Origin of the sequence: Paenibacillus sp. FSL H7-0326 (assembly GCF_001955535.1) — a bacterium.
Classification (GTDB): Bacteria; Bacillota; Bacilli; order Paenibacillales; family Paenibacillaceae; genus Paenibacillus; species Paenibacillus shunpengii.
Genome location: NZ_MPVN01000001.1, coordinates 737,228 through 757,880 on the forward strand (window position 1 = coordinate 737,228; position 20,653 = coordinate 757,880).

Below are 20,653 nucleotides of genomic sequence, written 5' to 3' on the forward strand. Positions count from 1 at the left end.
CCTTCCACCTCGATTGCTTAACTTTTCCAAGCCAAGTAATATGGTTTCACATGGGAACATTTCCAATATTTCTTTGGGCAGGAGGACTGCTGTTCCTATAGTAAAATACTGTACAGCTTAGAGGGGTTGACAACATGTTCAAAAAGAAGCTTGGCCTGCTGACACTCGCTTTCCTAATGGTATTCTCCATTATGGGTGGAGTCGTATCCGCAGCCGCAGCGACACCAAAAATCAAGGTATACCTGGACGACGAGTTAATGACGTTCCCTGTGACACCTGCCATTCAGAAAGGGGTAACGTTTGTTCCCTTCCGAGCATTATTCGAAGCGTTTGATTACTCGGTGAAATGGAACAATGCAGAGAAACGCATTAACGCGGACAACGGCGAAGTGAAACTCCAGCTCTACGCCGGTAAGACTACAGCCCATATTGATGGTCAAAGAACCAGCCTTCCTGCCGCACCTTACATAGAGAAAGGCAGCACGCTGATTCCGCTCCGATTCGTTGCTGAAGCTACAGGCTACACTGTGTCCTGGGATCAAAGCAGCAAAACAATTCATATTTCTACCTCAGCTGGAGAAGAAGAGAACCAGCAAAAGGTAGATGCCTTCCTTAAACAGTTTGGTACTGCCGAAAGTGAGCGCAATCTTAATAAAGTTAAATCCATGCTCGATACGGACTCATACTACTATGATTACTTCGTTGAATATTACGAGGAACTATTTAAGTCACAAGGAAATACAACCTATTCGAATGTCGAGATCGTGAGTGCAGAGGATGGCGAAATTATTGCCTCAGTCACCCGTACCGAAATTTGGACCGGAGGTCCATTCTTCTTCGACCTCACTCAAGATGAATTGTGGCTGTTCCTGACCGAATCGTCAGATGGAAGCTTGAAGCTGAATGATGAAATTCCAGGTTACGCTTATTATCATGCACTGGACTTGATCGGTCAGACACCGGCCGTTCCTCAAGAGGATCAAACAAGCATCGAAGAAACACTGCAAGCTCAGTATGATGGATACAATAACAAGGATGCAGACCTTGTATTGTCTACCCATGATCAATCCACATGGATTTATCGCAGTCTTCAACAATTGTTTAATAGCGGCTATCTGAACGAAGTAGACTATGATCTCTCCGCTTCTTCTATTAACGTTGTTCAGTATAATGGAAATACTGCTATCGTTCATGCTGAAGAGTCAGATATTGAAGGTGAGCTGACAGGCATGTACTATATGGTGAAAACAGAGGATGGAAGCTGGCTCATCGCGGACGCGTTCTCTCTTTACCCAGAAGAAGATTACAGTGTAATGTCTCTGATGGACAGCCCGCAGGCTCACAAATCAGATAAAAATCACCGTTAATCTATAGCCTGCCTAAGAATACGAAAAGAGCCCGGGCTCCTCTGCAAGCACTTGCAGGGGAGCCTGGGCTCTTCTTATATATTAGGATTAATAACTTCAGATCGATTATCCAGAAATATCACTGCTCTTCCTTGGCACTCTTCTCGCCACTCCCGTTTGAAGAGCCGCCTCAATGACCCGCTCACGAATGGATTTAACGACTCGATCATTAAAAACACTAGGAATGATATAATACTTCGTCCGTTCCTCATCCGATATTGAGGAAGCAATGGCCGTTGCAGCTGCCAGCTTCATCGCCTCATTAATTTCACTGGCTCTGCAGTCCAGTGCGGCACGGAACATTCCAGGGAAGCATAACACATTATTAATCTGGTTTGGATAATCAGATCTCCCTGTAGCCATAACTGCTACAATATCCTCTACTTCACTCGGCATAATTTCGGGTACCGGATTGGCCATAGCAAATACAATCGGGTCCTTCGCCATCGTCATGATATGCTCTCTTGTAAGCAGATTCCCTCTGGAGAGGCCAATGAAGATATCCGCATCCTTAATAACCTCATAAAGCGAGCCTGTCTGAAGATTAGGGTTCGTCCGCTCCGCATAATCCTGCCAGATCGGATTATCATAGGTTTCTGTTCGCACAAGAGCTCCCTCACGATCAACCCCAATTAAATTCTTGGCTCCAGCAGACAACAAAATGTTGCTGCAGGCAACCCCAGCGGCTCCAATACCGCATACAACAATCTTCGTGTTCTCGAGCGACTTGCCGACCAGCTTCAGTGCATTAATCAGTCCTGCATACAATACGACCGCTGTACCGTGCTGATCATCGTGAAAGACAGGAATATCCAGCTCCTCATTCAGTCTCCGTTCAATCTCAAAGCAGCGTGGAGAAGAAATATCTTCGAGATTAATACCGCCAAAAGCCGGCGATATCGCTTTGATCGTCCGAATGATCTCTTCGGTGTCCTGTGTTTCCAGGCAGATCGGAAAAGCATCTACACCCGCAAGCTGCTTGAACAGCATTGCTTTACCTTCCATGACAGGCATGGCAGCACGCGGGCCAATATTACCGAGACCGAGTACTGCACTTCCATCGGATACAACAGCTACCGTATTTCTTTTGATCGTTAATGAATACGCCTTCTGCGGCTCCTCGGCAATCGCATTACATACTCTCGCCACGTCCGGTGTGTATACTCTCGACAGATCCTCCCGGTTGTTAATCGGGGATTTGGGAGCGATTTCAATTTTGCCCCCCAAATGGAGCAGAAAGGTGCGGTCGGATACGTTGATAATGGATACTCCATTAAGATTTCGGACTGTCTCTACAATCTTCTTGTTATCATCAGCATGAGAAACCGCAACGGTTAAATCTCGAACGGTGATATCCTGATTAGTTGAAATTACGTCAATGGCAACGATATCTCCTCCAGCCTGCGAGATTGCAGATGCCACTTCACCAAAATTAATGGTCTTGGTCTTCATTTCGAGCCGAATAATAATGCTGTTTCCGTCAAGATTGCGCTGTATCATGCGAGTCCCTCCCGTGAGATGTAGTCAAGGCATTCATCAACTGTGACTTCGAGACACAGCCTTGATATTCCTGCTATCCTTACATAAAAAAGGCTCTCCTTCGACAGCAGCTTACATGATAAAGTAAGTGCTGTTCGCTAGAGAGCCGTAATGCCCTTTTCTTTTTATAAATCAACTCTTGAAGGACGTTTCAGAATTCGAATCCCGTAAGGGGCTAATTTTACTCCCTCTGTGAACGTGTCCTCTCCTTCTGTTCCGTTCAATGAAGTACCGATCTCCGTATAGGAGCGCTCATCCAAAGGCATAAACTGGATCTCATCTGTGTAGTTCTGAAGGAAGACGTAGTCCGTCTGACCATCTGTTCGGACATGGGCTGTTACACCTTGAGGGTATTCCCCGCTAATCGCCTGCGTGATGCCAAGCTCTGTGATCACTAGATTATAAAAGTCTTGATGGAAAGGAGCAGCATTGCGTGAAGCAATGTAATACGCCTTGCCAGATCCCAGTGCATTTACGGTAAGTGCCGGGCGCCCTTGATAAAAGTCACTGTCATATGCCGCGATTGCGGTTGCTGTCTCCAGATGAATGAGATCACACAGCTCTATCGCCTCATACGCTCCGGTGAGTCCAAGGGCATTGTCTTCTAGCGCTATGACTTTATTAACCTGCCCATCATGCAGCCCGTCAATTTCCTCTGACCAGATGCCGAGTGTCTTGCGAAGCGGTCCGGGAAAGCCTCCAAGGAAACAGAGATCATTCTCGCTGACTATACCCGACCAATAGGTGGCAACGAAGGTTCCTCCATTCTGTACAAACGCCTCAATACGTTCACCGACACCAGGCTTTACCATATAGAGCATGGGTGCAATGAGCAGCTTGTATTTGGCAAAGTCAGCATCCATGTTGATGATATCTACCGATACTCCCTTTTCCCAAAATGTCTTGTAGTGGGACTGTACCGTCTCATCGTATTTGATCCCTACATTACGAGGTCCTTGTGAATCTTGGATCGCCCATCGATTCTCCCAGTCGAAGATAATTGCCACTTCCGCAGGCACACTCGTACCTGTAACCTCTTCAAGCCCGGTTAATACTTCCCCAACCTCGGTCACTTCCTGGAATACACGGGTGTGCTCATTGCCTACATGATCGACGACAGCTCCATGCAGCTTCTCACTGGAGCCCCGGCTCTTGCGCCACTGAAAATACTGAACCGTATCTGAACCGTGCGCCACAGCCTGAAGAGAAGACAACAGATGCATTCCCGGCTTCTTCAGCTTGCTGACCTCCTGCCAGTTCGTCATGCTCGGCGTGCTCTCCATCAGCATAAATGGTTTGCCGCCTTTAATAGAGCGAACGATATCATGCATGAGTGCAACGGTCATTGCCTGATGACTGTCATCCTGAGCATCATGCCACGTTGGATAACTGTCCCATGATAATACATCCAGTACGTCTGCGAATTTCCAGTAGTCAAGACCATCAAAGTAGCTCATGAAATTGGTTGTTGCCGGCAGCTCGGGATTCGCTTCTTTGAGCGGAGCCAGCTCATGCTGGAGGAAATCAAGTGTCCGATCGGTCACATAACGTTTCCAATCAAGATTCATCGCATGTACCTGAGTCTCTCCATGAGGAGCAGGGGACTCAATCTGATCCCAGCTCGTATACGTATGGCTCCAAAAGGTTGTCCACCAGGCATGATTCAGTTCGTCCAGTGTTCCATACTTCTCCTTGACCCACTCCCGAAATCCCGCCTGACAATATTCACAATGGCAGTCCCCGCCAAGCTCGTTGGAAATATGCCAGCCGATGACTGCAGGATGATGAGCATAACGCTCAGCAAGCCTGCTGTTCATCATATGTACTTTCTCTCTGTAAACCGGAGAAGAGTAACAATGATTATGGCGGAAGCCGTGGAGATTACGCACTCTATTCCTGCCTACCCTCAGCACTTCCGGATATTGCTGAGACATCCAGGCTGGTCTTGCACCACTTGGTGTTGCCAGCAGTGCATATATGCCATTCTCGGCAAAGGTGTCCAAAATCTGGTCAAGCCATTCAAAGGTGAATACACCCTCTTCGGGCTCCAGAGATACCCAGGAGAAGATACCAACAGACATCACATTACAATTGGCAAGCTTCATTAGCCGGATATCCTCTTGCAGCACTTCCGGATACCGCAGCCACTGCTCCGGGTTGTAGTCTGCCCCATGCAGCATTACAGGTGCTTTCGCAAATAACGGTGAATATTTCTTATTCATACTTGCCACTCCTCACGATCGTATAAATTTACCCTCACTCCAATGAAAACGATTACATCCTTGTTCTATATCTTACACTTTGAAGCAGATCCGAACAACTTTCGTCCGAAAGCATGACCCACTCTTCATAAAATTAACCTTTTACAGAACCGACGGTCATCCCTTTAACAAAGTATTTTTGCAGGAAAGGATATACAAGCAGAATGGGAGCAGCACCTATAAAGATCTGTGCAGATTTTACCGTCGTTTGGCTGATCAATTCCATCTCCTGCGGATTCATGGCCATTGTGCTCATATCCCGCTGAATAATGACTGTCTGGAGAAAGGTTGCCAGCGGAAAGTCCCCGGAATCATTCAAATACAGCAAGCCGTCAAACCATGAATTCCAATGAAATACCATACTGAACAAGCTGATCGTCGCAATGGATGGCAGCGATATCGGCAGATAAATCGAGAGTAATGTCCTGAAATGACCCGCTCCGTCAATCAGTGAAGCTTCTTCAAGCTCCTTCGGGATCCCTCTGAAGAAATTCAGCATCAAGATGACTAGAAAAGTGTTCACTGCCGACGGAAGCACGAGTACCCAGAACGTATCGATGAGACGAAGCGTTTGAATGACTTCATAGAAAGGAACAAGTCCTCCGTTAAAGATCATGCTGAATACAAAGATCCAGGAGTACAGCGTTCTTCCTTTAAAAGCGGAGTTTTCTTTGGACAGCGGATAGGCCGCAAGAAAAGTCACGATTAAGGTGATGGCTGTACCTATGACGGTTCTCAGCACAGAGACCCAGATGGAATGCAGAAAGGCTGGATTGTTAATCGTCTTTTTGTAAGCCTCTAGTGAAAAATCGATTGGAATCAGCGAGACCAGATTGGCATCTGCCGCCGCTTTGCTGCTAAATGATACGGCAAGCACATGAATCAGCGGTATGATGCAAAGAATGGCAAGCAATATCAGAAACAGGTTATTGAACGCACTGAATATGCGGTATGATCTTGTTTTATGATACATGGTTTCTCCCTCCCTCTCAGGTTCATATAATCTAGAAAATACGATAACCGGCCCACTTGTAGGCTAGCCTGTAGGATATGAGAATCAGCACCATACTGATGACCGATTTAAACAGCCCAATCGCAGTACCAAAGCCCATTTCTCCATTAAGTATCGCGGTTCTATACACAAAGGTGTCGATAATATCGCCCGTTTCATATACGAGAGGATTGTATAGATTGAAGATTTGGTCAAAGCCTGCATTCAGGACATTCCCAAGTGCAAGCGTACCGACAACAACGGTGATTGGTATTAGTGAAGGTACAGTAATGTGCATCGTCTGCTTCCATCGGCCTGCACCGTCCATCTCAGCCGCTTCATAGAGTGCCGGATTAATCCCGGCCAGTGCCGCTAGAAAAATAATCGTGTTGTATCCGAACTCCTTCCATACATCAGAGATGATAACCGTCAATCGAAACCAGTTGTTGTCTCCGAGAAATAGGATCGGATCAATGCCGAAGCTGCCTAGAACCCGATTGAAGAGGCCTGCGGGAGCGAGTAGATCCACCAGAATTCCCCCGAGAATGACCCATGATAGGAAGTGAGGCAAGTATACTAATGTTTGGATCGAGCGCTGAAGACCTACTTTCCGGACTTCGTTAAGCAGGATGGCAAATACGAACGGAACAAGCAGATTGAAGATCATCTTGGCTACAGCAATAATCACCGTATTCCAAATGACCTGCATACTGTCTTCCCGTTCAAAGAGGTAGCGGAAATTATCCAGCCCGACCCATTCGGAGCCAGCAATTCCGAGCCACGGTTTATAATCCTGGAATGCCATGACAATTCCGGCCATGGGCAGATAACTGAACAGGAATAGAAATACCATGGCAGGCAGCAGCATGATATGAAATGGCCATGTCTTTTTGAGCGTTCTCATCCTAATCCCTCCTATTTACAATTAAAAATGACTCTTTCTCTAGAAATAAGGTATAGAAAAGCAGCATACATGATTGCATGCTGCTTTCATCTCACACGCTTTATTTTACGCTGTCGTACCATTCATTCACTTCTTGGGTAATTTGATCTCCTCCGCCAGTTTTCCAGGTTTCGACGAAAGTATCAAATGCATCGACAGGCTTGTTGCCATATATAATTTCGTTAAACGTTTGATTTTCAATTTTGTTGAGATAGTCGAGCTTGGATTTCATCGTTTCTGTCGGAGGACCTGTGAACATATCCTTATAGGAGATATCCTCTTGAGACATCAGCACCTTGGCTGCCTGAGGTGTCTCTAGCCCGTAGTTGGCTTTCACTTCACGCTCAAGCCTTGTTTCGGCTTCTTTGCCGTCTGCCAAATTAAGGAGCGCCTTCATCTGTGCATCCGGTATTCTGGCTCCGTCTCTCACGAGAAGATAGCGCAGCACATTGACATATCCGCCTTCAATCTCATCGTATCTCACCTGTTTGCCGTCTGCGTCCAGCTGATAGTCATAGCCTTCAAACAAGCCAAAGTCATGCTCACTGCCGGCAGCTGGATCTGCAAAATGGTCAAACAAATAATTCTGATATGTGAAGAAAGCCTCAGGATGCTCCATATCTTTCTTAATCAGCGTTACTCCGTTTGAGAAATGCGTTCCATGACGCATGGCAGTTCCATCTTCACCCGTAGGAATCGGATAAGGCTTCCATACGGCTTCTGGGTCGTTCTTGACCGTGTCCACCAGCGGCCATCCGCTCATCCAGTATGGACCTGGAATGATTCCTGCTGTCCCGGCTACGGCAGGCTCCGCCGTCTTGTTCTCATCCCATAGTGCAACCTCTTGAGGGATATAGCCCTTATCAAACCACTCGCTCAGCTTCTGGAGACCCTGCTTCATTCCTGGATGCACAGATCCGTATTCCAGCTCGCCATCTTCACCAATATTCCATTGCTGCGGAAGAGTGCCGTAGGCTCCAAAGATCCAGGATGGATCAGCCATCCATGTATTCATCGAATTTTTGATTCCGATACTAAGCGGTGTGACCTTATCCGGAGACAGTCCGCTTGGATTATTGTTCTTGAAGGCTTCCATCACTGCTTCCAGCTCATCAATCGTTGTCGGCGCCTTCAAATTCAGCTTGTCGAGCCAATCCTGTCTGATCCACAGGAGGTAGTCATTGTTATAAGCGTAATCGAGAACCGGAATTCCCATCTTCTTGCCGTCACGCGTATATGCATTCCAAACGGTTGGATCGATATTCATTGCTTCCTTCCATGTATCTGAAGCATACTTGTCGAACAGCTCGCCAACCTCGCCATAGATTCCAGATTCAATCAAGTCTTGAACGAGCTGTGTCTGATCTGCACCAATCGTTAATATATCCGGCATGTCCTGTCTTGAAGACATGGACAGTCTCACTTTTGTAGCGAAGGCACCATTCGTATCCGTTACAGACCAAAGTGAATCAATATTAATTCCGAATTGCTCTTTTGCCCATTTCGTTGCTACGCTGTTCTCAATGGTTTCACCGTTCTTGAACGTCACCGCCGGATCAATTCCCCACACGGTGGATATGGTTACTTCTGGATCATATTTTTCTTTGTATACGTTTTCAGCAGTGACCGGCGCTGTTGCGCTGTCGTTTGTGTTCTCTGCTCCCCGCCCCGAACAGCCCATGAGACCGACACTAGCTGCCATGGTCACTGCAAGAACGGATAGCGTTGATCTTTTCCATCTAAACCCCATTTGAGTTCCCCCTTAAAGAACTTGATCCTTACCCTTTTTATTATGAGAGGTGTCGGTCTTTTTTCCTATGATACTAAATTAAGGTTTCTGCACCTTTTTCAACTTATTGCTCTCGAAATTCGTTTGGCGACATGCCAAAATGCTTTTTAAACAATTTGCTGAAGTACTGCGGATTCTGGTATCCAAGTTCAGAAGTGATTTCGTATATTTTCTTGTTCGTATGTTTCAGCAGGTACAGCGCCTTCTCCAATCGGATTCGAATCAAGTATTCACTAAGGCCTTCCCCCGTCTCTGCCTTGAATACTTTGGACAAATACACCGGATGCAGAAAGACCCGGTCTGCTATGATCTTCACGGTCAGCTCATAACCATATTCAGATGCAACCAGATCCTTAACCTGCTTGACAATATATCCTTTGGACAAGGGCTTATTCTGCTGATCCTCTTCCAGCTTGTCTAGTATCCGAAAAGTATAATTTCGAAGCTCAGCCGGGTACTGAATCAGTCTCTCCACATGATGGGGCTCCATGCCATGAACGTCCAGCTCGCTGATCCGAATATCCGTCCGATGCGTGATATATAAGCAGGCGTTTATGATCGCCAGATAAATTTCATACATATGCTCTCTGGAAACTGGATGTCGATCAATGACATCAAATACTTCGCCCAATTTGTCCCGTACAGATCTCCATTGTCCAAGCTCAAGCAGCTGCTGAAGGACAGGCGGCTTGTACAGCAGGTTAAACACTTCTTTCGAAGCGCCTGAAAGGGCCCTATACGAATCCTGGGGAGAATATAGCACCGCTGCTTCTTCATCTGTGCTTGCCAGGTACATTGAATTTAACATTTGGTGATAGACCGTGCTGGTATCATTCGGAAACTGAAAGCTGGAGCTTATAATAACGGACACATCTCCATGTAAGTACTGTCTGACATTCTCTTGAAAAGTCCTTAGAAGCGAATAAAGCTGTCTTCGGTCTTTATCTTCCATTTCCATCTCTAAGCCGGCGGTATTGTCTGTCTGAATGAGGACAGCCAAGCAGTGATGGGGTGTTCTTCCCTGCCATACTTTATAGTTCGTGCCGAGGATCTCTTCTGAAATGTTTCCGATCGCATATTCAATAAGCACCCGGGATTTGGGATCCAGATCCATAAATCCTTGATTCAGCTGAACCAGGATCATGAGGGACTCAACATCCGTCTGCAGAGGTATTTCATAATCCTGCAGCTGCTGCTTGACCCGCGACAAGGTATGTGGTGTCCCAAGCAGCAGGCCCTGCAGCATATTTTCCCGAAGCAGGACATAATCTGATTTGCGCTGATACATGAGCTGATGGTATTTATCCGTTTCCTTTTCTCTTTCCTTGATGGCCTCAACTGTTTGATTCACACTTTTTATAAATTCCTCATCGTCTACTGGCTTAAGTATGTAGTCCTGAGCCTGTAATTGAATCGCTTTTTTGGCATATTGAAAGTCACTATATCCTGTCAGCAGAATGGATCGTATTTCCGGCCATTTTTCACTAGCCTTCTCGATCAGTTCAAGTCCATCCATTCCAGGCATTCGAATGTCCGTCACCAATATATCTACGGGATGGCTTTGCAGCAGCTGAAGTGCTCCTGCCGCCGAATCTGTTCTGTACACATGCCTGATGCCCATCTCCTCCCATGGAATGGTCGCCTCCAGACTCTCCGTAACATAGCTTTCATCATCAACCAACAAGATGTCCATGATTATGATCGTTCCTTTCATATCTAGTCGTATTCTCCCATTGAATGCTGGCACTGAACCCGCCCATCGCGGATGTATCAACGGACAAATAACTGCTGTCTCCGTACCTTAACTGCATTCGTTGATTTACATTCCATAAGCCGCAGCCTGAGTTCTCATCCATGGGCTTCGTTAGGCGCCCCCTCAATTCCTGAAGTCTGCTCTCGGAAATGCCGAGACCATCATCCTCAACTACAATTCGCATCATTCCGTTCGGATCCTGACAAGCCCCGATGCGTATAAACCCGGCATCCGGAGACCGTTCGATACCGTGAATGACAGCATTCTCTACAAGCGGCTGAATCACTAATGGTGGAATGGGCTGATCCTGCAGCTCGTCTGGAATCTCGATCACATAGTCAATTCGATTCATGCGCATCTTCTGTATCTTGAGATATGCGACTACAAAATCCATCTCTTCCTTTAGAGTGACCAGCTCCTTCTCCTGCCGGGTGGTATACCGATAGTAACGGGACAGATTATGGGACATGGCCACAACCGCGTCCATCTTACCGAGCTTTGCCATACTTGTAATGAAGGAGAAGCAATTATAGAAGAAATGGGGATTAATTTGAGACTGCAGCTGCTTCAGCCTCGCCTCTTTTACTTGAATCTGCTCCAGGTATACATGCTCAAACAGCTCCTGGATCTGCTCTACCATGGAATTGAAGCGTTCTGACAGGAAACTGAATTCATTCCTGCCCTTAGATACCACTCGCACGGAATAGTCCCCCATCTTCAGCCGCTGAAAACCGCGAATCAAACTTTTAACGGGAATTTGGACCTGTACGTACAGTAAGTAGGCAGCTAAGAAGCTCATGAGCAGTAGAGTTCCTACGGCCCCATAGAATAGCTGATTGGATTTCTCAATCGGTGCAAGCACATCCGTTAGAGGGATATAATCCACCAAATACCATCCTGTAGCTTGGGATAAGACCGTATGAACACTATAGATATTTCCATCCATCTCTACCGTCCGGTAATCGACATCATTCATCTCGGGAAATTTCAGCTGAGTGAGAAGTTTGGCACTTTGTGCAATATCCTGCGTTCGGTTATAAATAACACCGGTGCCCGGTTTGTAATAGAAAGGGTCCCTTCTTCCATTACTCTTAAACTTGTCCAGCATATCCTGTAAGTTCGTGCTGTCAAATTCGATCTTAACGATGCTGTTTGCCTTGGCGAGATCCTGAACCGAATATGGCGAAACCGTATACCAAGAAAAAAGATACTGCTCACTGTTGAGTCGCTGCACCTTCTCCACCTGCCACCCCGGTTTAATCTCTTCTTTCAGTTCTTTAGGATCGTACCGCTTAGCATTGCCTTCCGTAATCATCCTCTCCATGGAGGGGGAATAGAAGGTAAGGCTGCTGCGCCAATTGGATGAGCTCTCCTGAATGCCCAGCTTGTTCTGCACCCGCTTGACCTGATTAATGAGATCCAGATTCAAATAATCGCTGTCCATATAAATATCTTTGAAGCTCTCAATATCGGGATCATGGATCAGCAGATTCGTCCAGGAGGATAGTTCCTCGATGCTTGTGTTCACCTGACTTTGAAAAAAGGCAAGCTGATTACTGCTGGATTTGTTCAGCTCACTGACTACAGTATCGGTTGCCATTTTGTTGGAATAGCTGTACAAGAACACAACAGGAATAAGCATGATAATAATCAGCAATACAATCTTCGTAAACAAGGAATATCTGATCATAGTAGAATATACACCTCGTAGAATGATGTCGATGTGACTATTGTAAGCGTTTTATGTGGAAAATTAAATCAAAATTAACTTGACTCTGCTTTATCGCGATTTGTGTTAAAACGGCCGAGAACAGACATATCCCGCTGGATCCCACTGTACGATATAGAGGAATAATGATTGGGAGGCGGATCGAGATGCGGATTGCTATATTTACGGACACATTTTTACCCGAGGTTAATGGAGTGGCAAATACACTTGGCAAATGGGTCGAATATTTACGTGCACGCTCGATTCCTGTCCTTGTGTTCGCTCCCCAGTATGGAAGCCTAGTGAATACAGAAGGCGGACATGTTGAGCGATTCTTCAGTCTTCCTCTGATCTTCTATCCAGAATGTAAGCTGGCTCTGCCCGGTCGTATGCGAACAGAGCGAATCCTCCACAATTTTCAGCCCACACTGATTCATGTCGCTACTCCAGCCGCTATAGGTCTGCTCGGAGCAGGATATGCTGCCAAGCACGGAGTACCTCTTGTGGCATCCTACCATACCCACTTTGATCAATATTTGAAGCATTACAAGCTAGCTTGGATGGAGCAGGCACTGTGGAAATACATGCAGTGGTTTCATCGGAACTGTAAACGGATCTATGCACCTTCGGAGTCAACGAAGCTCAAGCTTGAGGAAAAAGGAATGAAGCATGTAGGTATTTGGAGCCGTGGAATTGATGCACAACAGTTTCGGCCAGCGGTGTCTGCCGAGGAACGCGCAAGTCTTCTTCGTAACCGTGGATTGGATCCAGAGCTGACCTATATGCTGTATGTCGGACGACTGGCTCCAGAAAAAAATATCGAACACCTAATCAACAGCTTTGCTTCTCTCCCCTCCCGTATCCTAGATAAGTCCCGGCTCCTCATTGCAGGGGATGGTCCCCTGTATGGTCATTCTCCCTCCGTACCCCACAACCTTTCAGAGGAACACATCCAGTGGCTGGGATATTTGCGAGGAAATGAGCTTCGAGATATCTACTCCATGTCTGATTTATTCGTATTCCCTTCATCTACGGAGACATTTGGCAATGTTATTCTTGAAGCGATGGCCAGCAGTCTCCCCGTTATTGCAGCCGGCGCAGGCGGCGTGCTTGATATCATTACACATGAAAAGACGGGCATATTGTGCCCGCCGGAAGAACCTTCTTCGATGGTGAACTCAATCATCCGTCTATATGATCATCCTCATCTGAGCAAGAGCTTGGGGGAAGCAGGGAGAGAGTACTGCCTGAATCGCTCCTGGGTTCCTATATTTGATCAACTGCTCAGCAGTTACAATGAAGTCATAGCTGAATCCAATTCAATGGTGAATATGAGCAGATCTCCACAGAAAAAGGTTAAATGAGTCGAAAAAAATATAATTCCCCCGGAATACCCGAATGTAGTTGTCGAACCCTAATGCTGGATAGAAGCAGAGAATCGTCACTATTCTGTACGATTCTCCATGCTGTCGTTATGGGTCAAACCATGTCAGTTAACCATCATAAATATTACGTAAACACTTGCTCTATACGCTGGATTGCCCATTCCAGTTCCTGATCCGTAATGATCAGCGGGGGAGCAAATCGAATGACGGTATCATGCGTTTCCTTGCATAGCAATCCTTGCTGCATCATTCGCTCACAATAGGGCCGGGCAGGTGTTCTTAATTCAATTCCAATGAACAGGCCCCTTCCCCTCACCTCTTTAATATCTTTGGAGGTGATCTGCTTCAGTCTGTGAAGCATTCGATTTCCAAGCACAAAAGAACGGTCCGCGAGCTTCTCTTCTTCTGTTACCTTAAGTGCTTCAATAGCAACCCGGCTCGCAAGCGGATTCCCTCCGAAGGTTGAACCATGTGAACCCGGTTCGAATAAGCCAAGAATCGATTCATCCGCCGCTACAGCCGACACAGGCAGCACACCTCCGCCAAGCGCCTTCCCCATAATATAGATATCCGGGACGACCTTTTCCCAGTCGCATGCGAATCTTCGCCCTGTTCTTCCGAATCCGGTCTGTATTTCATCTGCCATGAGAAGAATATTCTTCTCACTGCACAGGTTGCGAACCTCTGTCAAATACCCTTCTGGAGGAATCTGGATTCCAGCTTCCCCTTGAATAGGTTCAACCAAGAACGCAGCCGTATTCTGATGGATGGCAGACGCTAATGCAGTAATGTCACCATAAGGTATGATCCGGAAACCCGGTGTAAATGGTCCAAAGCCTTTTTGATAATAAGGATCGGAGGAAAAGGAAGTGATCGTCGTCGTTCTTCCATGGAAATTCCCTTCACAGACAATAATCTCTGCCTGATTATAAGGAATTCCCTTTACTTCGTATCCCCAGCGTCTTGCTGCTTTTACAGCCGTTTCGACCGCCTCTGCTCCCGTATTCATCGGTAAGATCATTTGCTTCCCCGTAAGTCCGCTTAATAGCTCCATAAGCTCTGCCAAAGGCGCGTTATAGAACGCCCGGGATGTAAGGGTGACTTCATCGGCTTGCTGTTTTAGAGCAGCAATAATACGGGGGTGACGATGTCCCTGGTTCAATGCGGAATAACCGCTCAGCATATCCATATAGCGATGCCCATCTGGATCTGTTACCCATACACCCTCAGCTTGTTGAATAACGATAGGCAACGGATGATAGTTGTGGGCTCCAAAACGTTCCGTCTTATTCATGATTTCTTGTGAAGAAAGCTTCATTAGACTAACCCCTCGTTTCCCTGTGTGCACTCGTTATTTGTGACCTTACATTCTATGCTGTTAGAAAAAGTAGGAGAACACCCGCCTTGGCAGCAGCATACGATACAACACAAGCATACTTGGTATCGTACGAGAGGGTGAAGCATTATGGACATTCATCTATTACCGCTCCATTACGTATATTTATCATTCATTATCTTTATTATGATCTTATTGATACGCAGACGGGATACGAGTGTCATCTGTATTTTGGGTATTATTTCCTTAGGTTTTCTCGCCTCGGACAGCATCGTAACCTCCGTTTCCGGGATCTTCGGGAGCTTCATCTACGCTGCGAAGGAACTGATCAGCACCATATTCATCATTTCGATCGTTGTAGCCATGAGCCGAGTACTCATCCGCACCGGGATCAATGAAATTATGGTAGCACCTTTAACCAAGCTGCTGAGGACACCGGCTCTCGCCTTCTGGGGAATCGGCATTATTATGATGATCGTTTCCTTCTTCTTCTGGCCGTCTCCCGGCGTCGCTCTTATCGGAGCTGTCATGCTTCCCGTAGCGGGAAGAGTCGGCCTTCCGGCGATTGGCACAGCGATGGCCATGAATTTGTTCGGACACGGTATTGCTTTGTCAGGTGATTATGTAATCCAGGGTGCACCTAAATTAACGGCAGACGCTGCCGGAATCCCCGTCTCTGATGTTGTGACCGCCAGTATCCCCCTAGTTATCACGACAGGCCTCGTTGCTACCCTCACAGCCTACATCATGCTCCGCAGAGATATGCGCCGCGGTACCATTACCAAGGAATCAGCCACTTCTCAACCAGCATCACCCTCTGATCTGTCCCCAGCATATGACATCCAAATTCCTCTTCGGACCAAACGGATTATCGCTTATACCATCCCATTGCTCTTTGTACTTGACCTGGCGGCCATGTACCTTATGAACCTGCAAGGTGGAGATGCAACAGCCCTTATCGGTGGTACAGCTATTGTAATCCTAATCCTGGTTACGATGATTGCCCACCGAAATAAAGGGCTCGAGGAAACGACAGATTATTTGATTAAAGGATTTCAGTTTGGCTTTAAGGTGTTTGGTCCTGTAATCCCCATCGCTGCCTTTTTTTATCTGGGGGACGCGGCTCTCACCGCATTATTCTCTAACCCCCTGCCTGAAGGTTCGCATGGGATCGTGAATGACCTGGGCCTCGCACTCGCACATACGGTCCCGCTGAATGAAGTGGTCGGGGCGATCAGCATGACTGTTGTCGGGGCAATAACGGGGATGGATGGATCTGGATTTTCCGGTATATCCCTTGTTGGCTCGATTGCTCAGATGTTCTCTGCATCCATTGGCTCGACTCCTATGCTCACGGCACTTGGTCAGATTGCTGCCATATGGATTGGCGGAGGTACGCTGATTCCATGGGCACTGATTCCTGCTGCTGCGATCTGCAACGTCAGCCCATTTGAGCTTGCAAGACGTAATTTAATTCCTGTTATTAGCGGACTGACCGCTGCAACCATTGTTGCGATTCTGCTCATGTAGAAGCTTATAGCTGAATTAACCTCATGTGACGACAAAAAGAGCCGCTTTTGTGCAATGAAGTACTTCTGTCTAATTGACAGCGAGTACTTCATCCTCGTGCACATCACGGCTCTTATTTAATTTAATCGCTAAGTCGATGTCTTAGCCTAATGGACTCGAGAAGCTTATTCCATGCCCCATCAGATCCACGCCAGTCCTTACCCTTTGGAATGGAATACCTGATGCATCCAGAAGGTTCGGCCCAACTGGACACAGGTGCATTCTCATCGGCAAGCGTATCTATAATGATCAGATCAAAGAAATGCTTGACTTGTTTTTTTAGACTATAATACAGTCGATCACCATCATCTTGTCCACCATTGACACGAACAAACAAGAGCCTCTCCCCTGTCTCCCATGCCTGCAGCATTCGCTCCGTCCTCCGACATAGCTTAGACTTGAATTCAGGATATGCCAGTGCCCAATCCGCTTCCTTCTCGGTAATCGGGAAATCATGATAGGACAAAATTCCATATCTTGTGTCGCGCACACAGTAGCAAGTCCTAAATGCACTTATCTTCTCCAGATTGCCTAAGTCCATAAAACCTGCAAACCTGGCGTCTATCAATCTGATGAGCTGATCAATGTTTTTGGATACAAACCAGTCGAGTGGACCTGCTTCCTTGCGAAGCGATAATCTTCTCAGCTGATACGCAGTCTGGCAATTGGATCCAAGACTAAACACGGCATCATATTCCTGTACGTCCATGTCATTAAATTGTTCATCTGTGCCCAAGAGCCGCATTCCCCCTTATATGTCTTTTGGTCATCATTAAATTAGACATATAGCAGTTTATGCTTAAAGACTCCGTCAGGATTGGACGATTCGGTGATGCATTCACTTCTACATCCTGCAGAAATGAGGTATTACGGCTGAATGATATGTTTAACTCTGCCTACTTCTCCACTTTGCAGGCGAACTTTAATACCATGCGGATGATTTGGTGAATTCGTCAAAATATCCTTTACCGTTCCCCTGGTGAGCTTGCCTGTTCTCTGATCCTGCTTTAACACAATATCGACTTCAAGACCTGGCTTGATGTCTGCACGATGATTACCATTCATTTGAGATTCCCCTTCCCTCTCCCTTATGTCACTCATTAAGCGCTTTAAGGAAGCTCCATCTCTTCTCTTTGCTTGGCCTCCAGCAGCTCGGATACCGTAACAAATCTGTAACCCTGCTTCATTAGCTCAGGCAAAATATGCTCTAATGCTTCAATCGTCTGACTCTTGCCGTGAACATTATCATGGAATAGCACGATGTCTCCATTTCGAGCATTTCGCAGCACCTTGTTAATAATACGCTGTTTTCCCGGACGGTTCCAATCCCCCGTATCCTGATGCCAAGACCATAGAACGATCGAGTACCCTCTCGCTTGAGCGCTTTTTACCACAACATCATTGTACACTCCTCCAGGAGGCCGAAAAAGCGTGGGTCTGACACCGCCCGCATCCTCAATGGCTTGATCCGCATCTGCAAGCTCCTTAAAATACGAATCCTCATCCTGGATCTGGTCTCCAAAGGTATGATAAAAGGTGTGATTGCCTACCTCATGTCCTTCGGCAATTTCTCTGGCAATCAGCTCTGGTCTTTCTTTCGCCCATTTGCCCAGCACAAAAAAAGTCGCTTTTGCTTTATGCTTTTTCAGAATATCCAGAATTTGAGCCGTTTCGTTTCGATCCGGACCATCATCGAAGGTTAACGCAATCAGCTTCTCCTTGATCGGAGCTTCCCAGACAATATCTCCTCTTGCTTCATAATAGGCACGGTCTTTAACAACAGGAGCTGAGCTGTGGTTCATCATGGGATAAACGAGATGCATGAAGGCTGCTGCTGCCACTGCTATTTTAAATCCGATAAGATTCATCCCATACCTCTTCTAGTTCTGTAATCAATTTTTGTCTTATTATCTCTTATGCTCAAGAAATATATAACCCGGTATCCAGCAGCTACTCCTCACGAAGCAGGTGTGATTCCAGCTGATTCACATATTGTCTCAAGATCGCTGCCATGCTTCGGTTAATCATTCCATTTTCAAACATTTCCTGAACTGTATTTCGCTGCTCTTGAACCGCCTTCATGTGAAGCTCCATTTTCTTCTCGTTAAAAGCATTGTCATCCAGCTCACTGCTTCCTTGCTCTAACCTGCTCAGTAGCCGTTCATATTGAGAGATCACCCTGATCGAAGCTGCTCGGTTTGTCTCATTCATATGTGCACGCAGTGCTTCGATTGCTCTCACGCTGGTATGAATCCGCAGATTTCGGGCAGCCTCGGCCCAGTCCTTCATGGGAGCAGCCGCTTCAGATCTTTCTATAGCGAAGAAGCGGGCCACAACTCTGCCGATGCTGCGCAGGGACGACCACAGCTGTGCTTTAAACCGATTGGACATGCGGATCTCCCGTCGATCGAGCACTTTCAAGAAAAACATGCCTGCTTCATCAGACACCATCCCTTTATTCATCAAGTGAATGATTTCTTTCCTCTCTGCCTGGAGTGCTCTCAATCGAACCTCAAGCTCCTGTTTCTGAAGCTCGGTAGCGGTCATTCCATAACTTCCTGCAGAGTCCCGGGACAAACAATGATTCAGCTCCGCTATAACAGATAGTGCAGCCGGCTTGGTATCCTCATCCGCTTCCAATTTGACCGCTTGAATGGATGCATGGAACATTTTGGCTAGAGCCCGTACTTTTAGAACTTCTTTGTCTTCACCTTCTTCTTTTTTGGCGATGATCGGCAATAAGAGGCTCGCCAGAATTAAGGTGAGAAGGATAACACCTGCCGATAAAAAGATAATCAGATCACGCTGAGGAAAAGGGGCTCCATCTGCCAGCACATAAGGGATTGAAAATGCCCCTGCAAGGGTTACCGCGCCTCTAACTCCTGAGACCGTAATCAGCGCCATGTTCCTGAATACCGGTTTGTCTTGCCTGGCCTTTTTCCACTCGAACAGTTCTAAGGCATACACCCACAAGAAACGCAGGACCAAGAGAAGCAGCGTTATGACAAAGACATAGAATAATACATCCATATGATCAAATACCGGATTGTCCCATATTGCACCCAGCACGAGAGGCAGCTGCAGCCCCAAAATAACAAATACTAATCCGTTTAATATGTAGACCATCACAGACCACGTACTCTCGGCCACCACCTGCATCTTGGGCTGAAGTGTTTCAGCTCGATCACGGTCAATCGCATGAATGATCCCTCCAGCCACAACCGCCAGAATTCCGGAAAATTCCAGATGCTCCGCCGTCAAATAAATGATAAATGGAGTTATGATCTGAATCAGCATATGGACCGTTACATCTTCCATTCCCCATCTTCGCAGCAGCATACCGAGCTTGCGGAACAAAAAGGACATCACAGCCCCAATAAAGAGTCCCCCTATTGCAATAACAAAAAAGCTGAACGTCGCTTCCGTCAGGGAGAATATGCCCGTTACTGTAGCTGCAATCGCAAATTTAAAAGCAACGAGACCTGATGCATCATTCATCAGTGCTTCGCCTTCGAGTGTTCGAAGTATATTTTTGGGCAGATGCACGCGCTCCGCCATCGCCCCCACGGCCACTGCATCGGTCGGTGACAGAATAGCCGCAAGAGCAAAGGCTGCCGGTAACGGGATACTTGGGATCAGCATATGTATGCCGTATCCGGCAACAAGTACAGTTAAAAAAACCAGCCCAAGGGCCAATAAGAGAATTGGCTTTCGAAGCTTCCATAATTCTGCTCTTGGTGTTTTGCGGCCGTCATTATATAAGAGAGGTGCAATAAAGAGGACAAAAAATACTTCCGGATTTAAATCCAAATGGACTCCAACGGGAACGAACTCAAATACGACCCCAAGTGCAATCTGGATCAGCGGAACCGGAATAAATGGAATAAATCGATTCAAGATATTAGATAAGCCAATAATAATCAATAAGATCAAAATCGTAATAAAGACTTCCAAAATGCCATCATTCCCTTCT

The 20,653-nt window shown here is 46.6% G+C and carries 15 protein-coding genes; 3 read left to right on the forward strand and 12 right to left on the reverse strand.

What is annotated here, in order from left to right:
* The first annotated feature begins 134 nt into the window (after positions 1–134).
* Positions 135–1,367 (forward strand): copper amine oxidase N-terminal domain-containing protein, encoded by a 1,233-nt coding sequence (locus tag BK126_RS03445; protein ID WP_076311300.1) that lies wholly within the window; start codon positions 135–137, stop codon positions 1,365–1,367.
* A 105-nt stretch (positions 1,368–1,472) separates the two neighbouring features.
* On the opposite strand, the gene BK126_RS03450 is transcribed toward BK126_RS03445, so the two are convergent.
* The 7 genes from BK126_RS03450 to BK126_RS03480 all read right to left on the reverse strand — a co-directional run bounded on the left by BK126_RS03450 (position 1,473) and on the right by BK126_RS03480 (position 12,372).
* Positions 1,473–2,906 (reverse strand): NAD-dependent malic enzyme, encoded by a 1,434-nt coding sequence (locus BK126_RS03450; protein WP_076311301.1) that lies wholly within the window; start codon positions 2,904–2,906, stop codon positions 1,473–1,475.
* Between the two features lie 164 nt (positions 2,907–3,070).
* On the reverse strand, positions 3,071–5,167 hold the full coding sequence (locus BK126_RS03455; protein WP_076311302.1) for a beta-galactosidase: 2,097 nt from the start codon (positions 5,165–5,167) through the stop codon (positions 3,071–3,073).
* 133 nt (positions 5,168–5,300) lie between these two features.
* Positions 5,301–6,179: a carbohydrate ABC transporter permease gene (locus BK126_RS03460; protein ID WP_076311303.1), complete on the reverse strand. Its 879-nt coding sequence runs from the start codon at positions 6,177–6,179 to the stop codon at positions 5,301–5,303.
* A gap of 31 nt (positions 6,180–6,210) precedes the next feature.
* Positions 6,211–7,101, reverse strand: coding sequence for an ABC transporter permease (locus BK126_RS03465; RefSeq protein WP_076311304.1), 891 nt, complete (start codon positions 7,099–7,101; stop codon positions 6,211–6,213).
* Positions 7,102–7,201: 100 nt separating this feature from the next.
* On the reverse strand, positions 7,202–8,890 hold the full coding sequence (locus BK126_RS03470) for a type 2 periplasmic-binding domain-containing protein (protein WP_076311305.1): 1,689 nt from the start codon (positions 8,888–8,890) through the stop codon (positions 7,202–7,204).
* A gap of 103 nt (positions 8,891–8,993) precedes the next feature.
* Complete coding sequence (locus BK126_RS03475; protein ID WP_256209552.1) at positions 8,994–10,643, reverse strand: response regulator; 1,650 nt, start codon at positions 10,641–10,643, stop codon at positions 8,994–8,996.
* Positions 10,603–12,372 (reverse strand): sensor histidine kinase, encoded by a 1,770-nt coding sequence (locus tag BK126_RS03480; RefSeq protein ID WP_076311306.1) that lies wholly within the window; start codon positions 12,370–12,372, stop codon positions 10,603–10,605. Before BK126_RS03480 ends, BK126_RS03475 begins: the two co-directional genes overlap by 41 nt.
* A 185-nt stretch (positions 12,373–12,557) precedes the next feature.
* On the opposite strand from BK126_RS03480, the gene BK126_RS03485 reads away from it, so the two are divergent.
* Positions 12,558–13,754 (forward strand): glycosyltransferase family 4 protein, encoded by a 1,197-nt coding sequence (locus BK126_RS03485; protein WP_076311307.1) that lies wholly within the window; start codon positions 12,558–12,560, stop codon positions 13,752–13,754.
* A gap of 145 nt (positions 13,755–13,899) precedes the next feature.
* Here the strand turns inward: BK126_RS03485 and BK126_RS03490 are convergent, their stop codons facing one another.
* Complete coding sequence (locus tag BK126_RS03490; protein ID WP_076311308.1) at positions 13,900–15,093, reverse strand: ornithine--oxo-acid transaminase; 1,194 nt, start codon at positions 15,091–15,093, stop codon at positions 13,900–13,902.
* Positions 15,094–15,240: 147 nt separating this feature from the next.
* Between BK126_RS03490 and BK126_RS03495 the strand changes: the two genes are divergently transcribed.
* The gene (locus BK126_RS03495; protein ID WP_076311309.1) at positions 15,241–16,641 is read left to right on the forward strand and encodes a hypothetical protein; all 1,401 of its coding nucleotides are present in this window, start codon (positions 15,241–15,243) and stop codon (positions 16,639–16,641) included.
* Positions 16,642–16,762: 121 nt separating this feature from the next.
* On the opposite strand, the gene BK126_RS03500 is transcribed toward BK126_RS03495, so the two are convergent.
* The 4 genes from BK126_RS03500 to BK126_RS03515 all read right to left on the reverse strand — a co-directional run bounded on the left by BK126_RS03500 (position 16,763) and on the right by BK126_RS03515 (position 20,634).
* Positions 16,763–17,416: a DUF1796 family putative cysteine peptidase gene (locus tag BK126_RS03500; protein WP_076311310.1), complete on the reverse strand. Its 654-nt coding sequence runs from the start codon at positions 17,414–17,416 to the stop codon at positions 16,763–16,765.
* A gap of 131 nt (positions 17,417–17,547) precedes the next feature.
* The gene (locus BK126_RS03505) at positions 17,548–17,745 is read right to left on the reverse strand and encodes a YwbE family protein (RefSeq protein WP_076311311.1); all 198 of its coding nucleotides are present in this window, start codon (positions 17,743–17,745) and stop codon (positions 17,548–17,550) included.
* A 44-nt stretch (positions 17,746–17,789) separates the two neighbouring features.
* Positions 17,790–18,548, reverse strand: coding sequence for a polysaccharide deacetylase family protein (locus BK126_RS03510; protein ID WP_143757663.1), 759 nt, complete (start codon positions 18,546–18,548; stop codon positions 17,790–17,792).
* Positions 18,549–18,630: 82 nt separating this feature from the next.
* The gene (locus BK126_RS03515) at positions 18,631–20,634 is read right to left on the reverse strand and encodes a Na+/H+ antiporter (protein ID WP_076311312.1); all 2,004 of its coding nucleotides are present in this window, start codon (positions 20,632–20,634) and stop codon (positions 18,631–18,633) included.
* Positions 20,635–20,653: the final 19 nt, after the last annotated feature.

Excerpts from the sequence above, each read along its gene's own strand:
- BK126_RS03495 (WP_076311309.1), top strand. The coding sequence starts at position 15,241 with ATGGACATTCATCTATTACCGCTCCATTACGTATATTTATCATTCATT.
- BK126_RS03445 (WP_076311300.1), top strand. The coding sequence starts at position 135 with ATGTTCAAAAAGAAGCTTGGCCTGCTGACACTCGCTTTCCTAATGGTA.
- BK126_RS03455 (WP_076311302.1), bottom strand. The coding sequence starts at position 5,167 with ATGAATAAGAAATATTCACCGTTATTTGCGAAAGCACCTGTAATGCTG.
- BK126_RS03490 (WP_076311308.1), bottom strand. The coding sequence starts at position 15,093 with ATGAAGCTTTCTTCACAAGAAATCATGAATAAGACGGAACGTTTTGGA.
- BK126_RS03485 (WP_076311307.1), top strand. The coding sequence starts at position 12,558 with ATGCGGATTGCTATATTTACGGACACATTTTTACCCGAGGTTAATGGA.
- BK126_RS03480 (WP_076311306.1), bottom strand. The coding sequence starts at position 12,372 with ATGATCAGATATTCCTTGTTTACGAAGATTGTATTGCTGATTATTATC.
- BK126_RS03450 (WP_076311301.1), bottom strand. The coding sequence starts at position 2,906 with ATGATACAGCGCAATCTTGACGGAAACAGCATTATTATTCGGCTCGAA.
- BK126_RS03475 (WP_256209552.1), bottom strand. The coding sequence starts at position 10,643 with ATGAAAGGAACGATCATAATCATGGACATCTTGTTGGTTGATGATGAA.
- BK126_RS03470 (WP_076311305.1), bottom strand. The coding sequence starts at position 8,890 with ATGGGGTTTAGATGGAAAAGATCAACGCTATCCGTTCTTGCAGTGACC.
- BK126_RS03510 (WP_143757663.1), bottom strand. The coding sequence starts at position 18,548 with ATGAATCTTATCGGATTTAAAATAGCAGTGGCAGCAGCAGCCTTCATG.
- BK126_RS03460 (WP_076311303.1), bottom strand. The coding sequence starts at position 6,179 with ATGTATCATAAAACAAGATCATACCGCATATTCAGTGCGTTCAATAAC.
- BK126_RS03505 (WP_076311311.1), bottom strand. The coding sequence starts at position 17,745 with ATGAATGGTAATCATCGTGCAGACATCAAGCCAGGTCTTGAAGTCGAT.
- BK126_RS03465 (WP_076311304.1), bottom strand. The coding sequence starts at position 7,101 with ATGAGAACGCTCAAAAAGACATGGCCATTTCATATCATGCTGCTGCCT.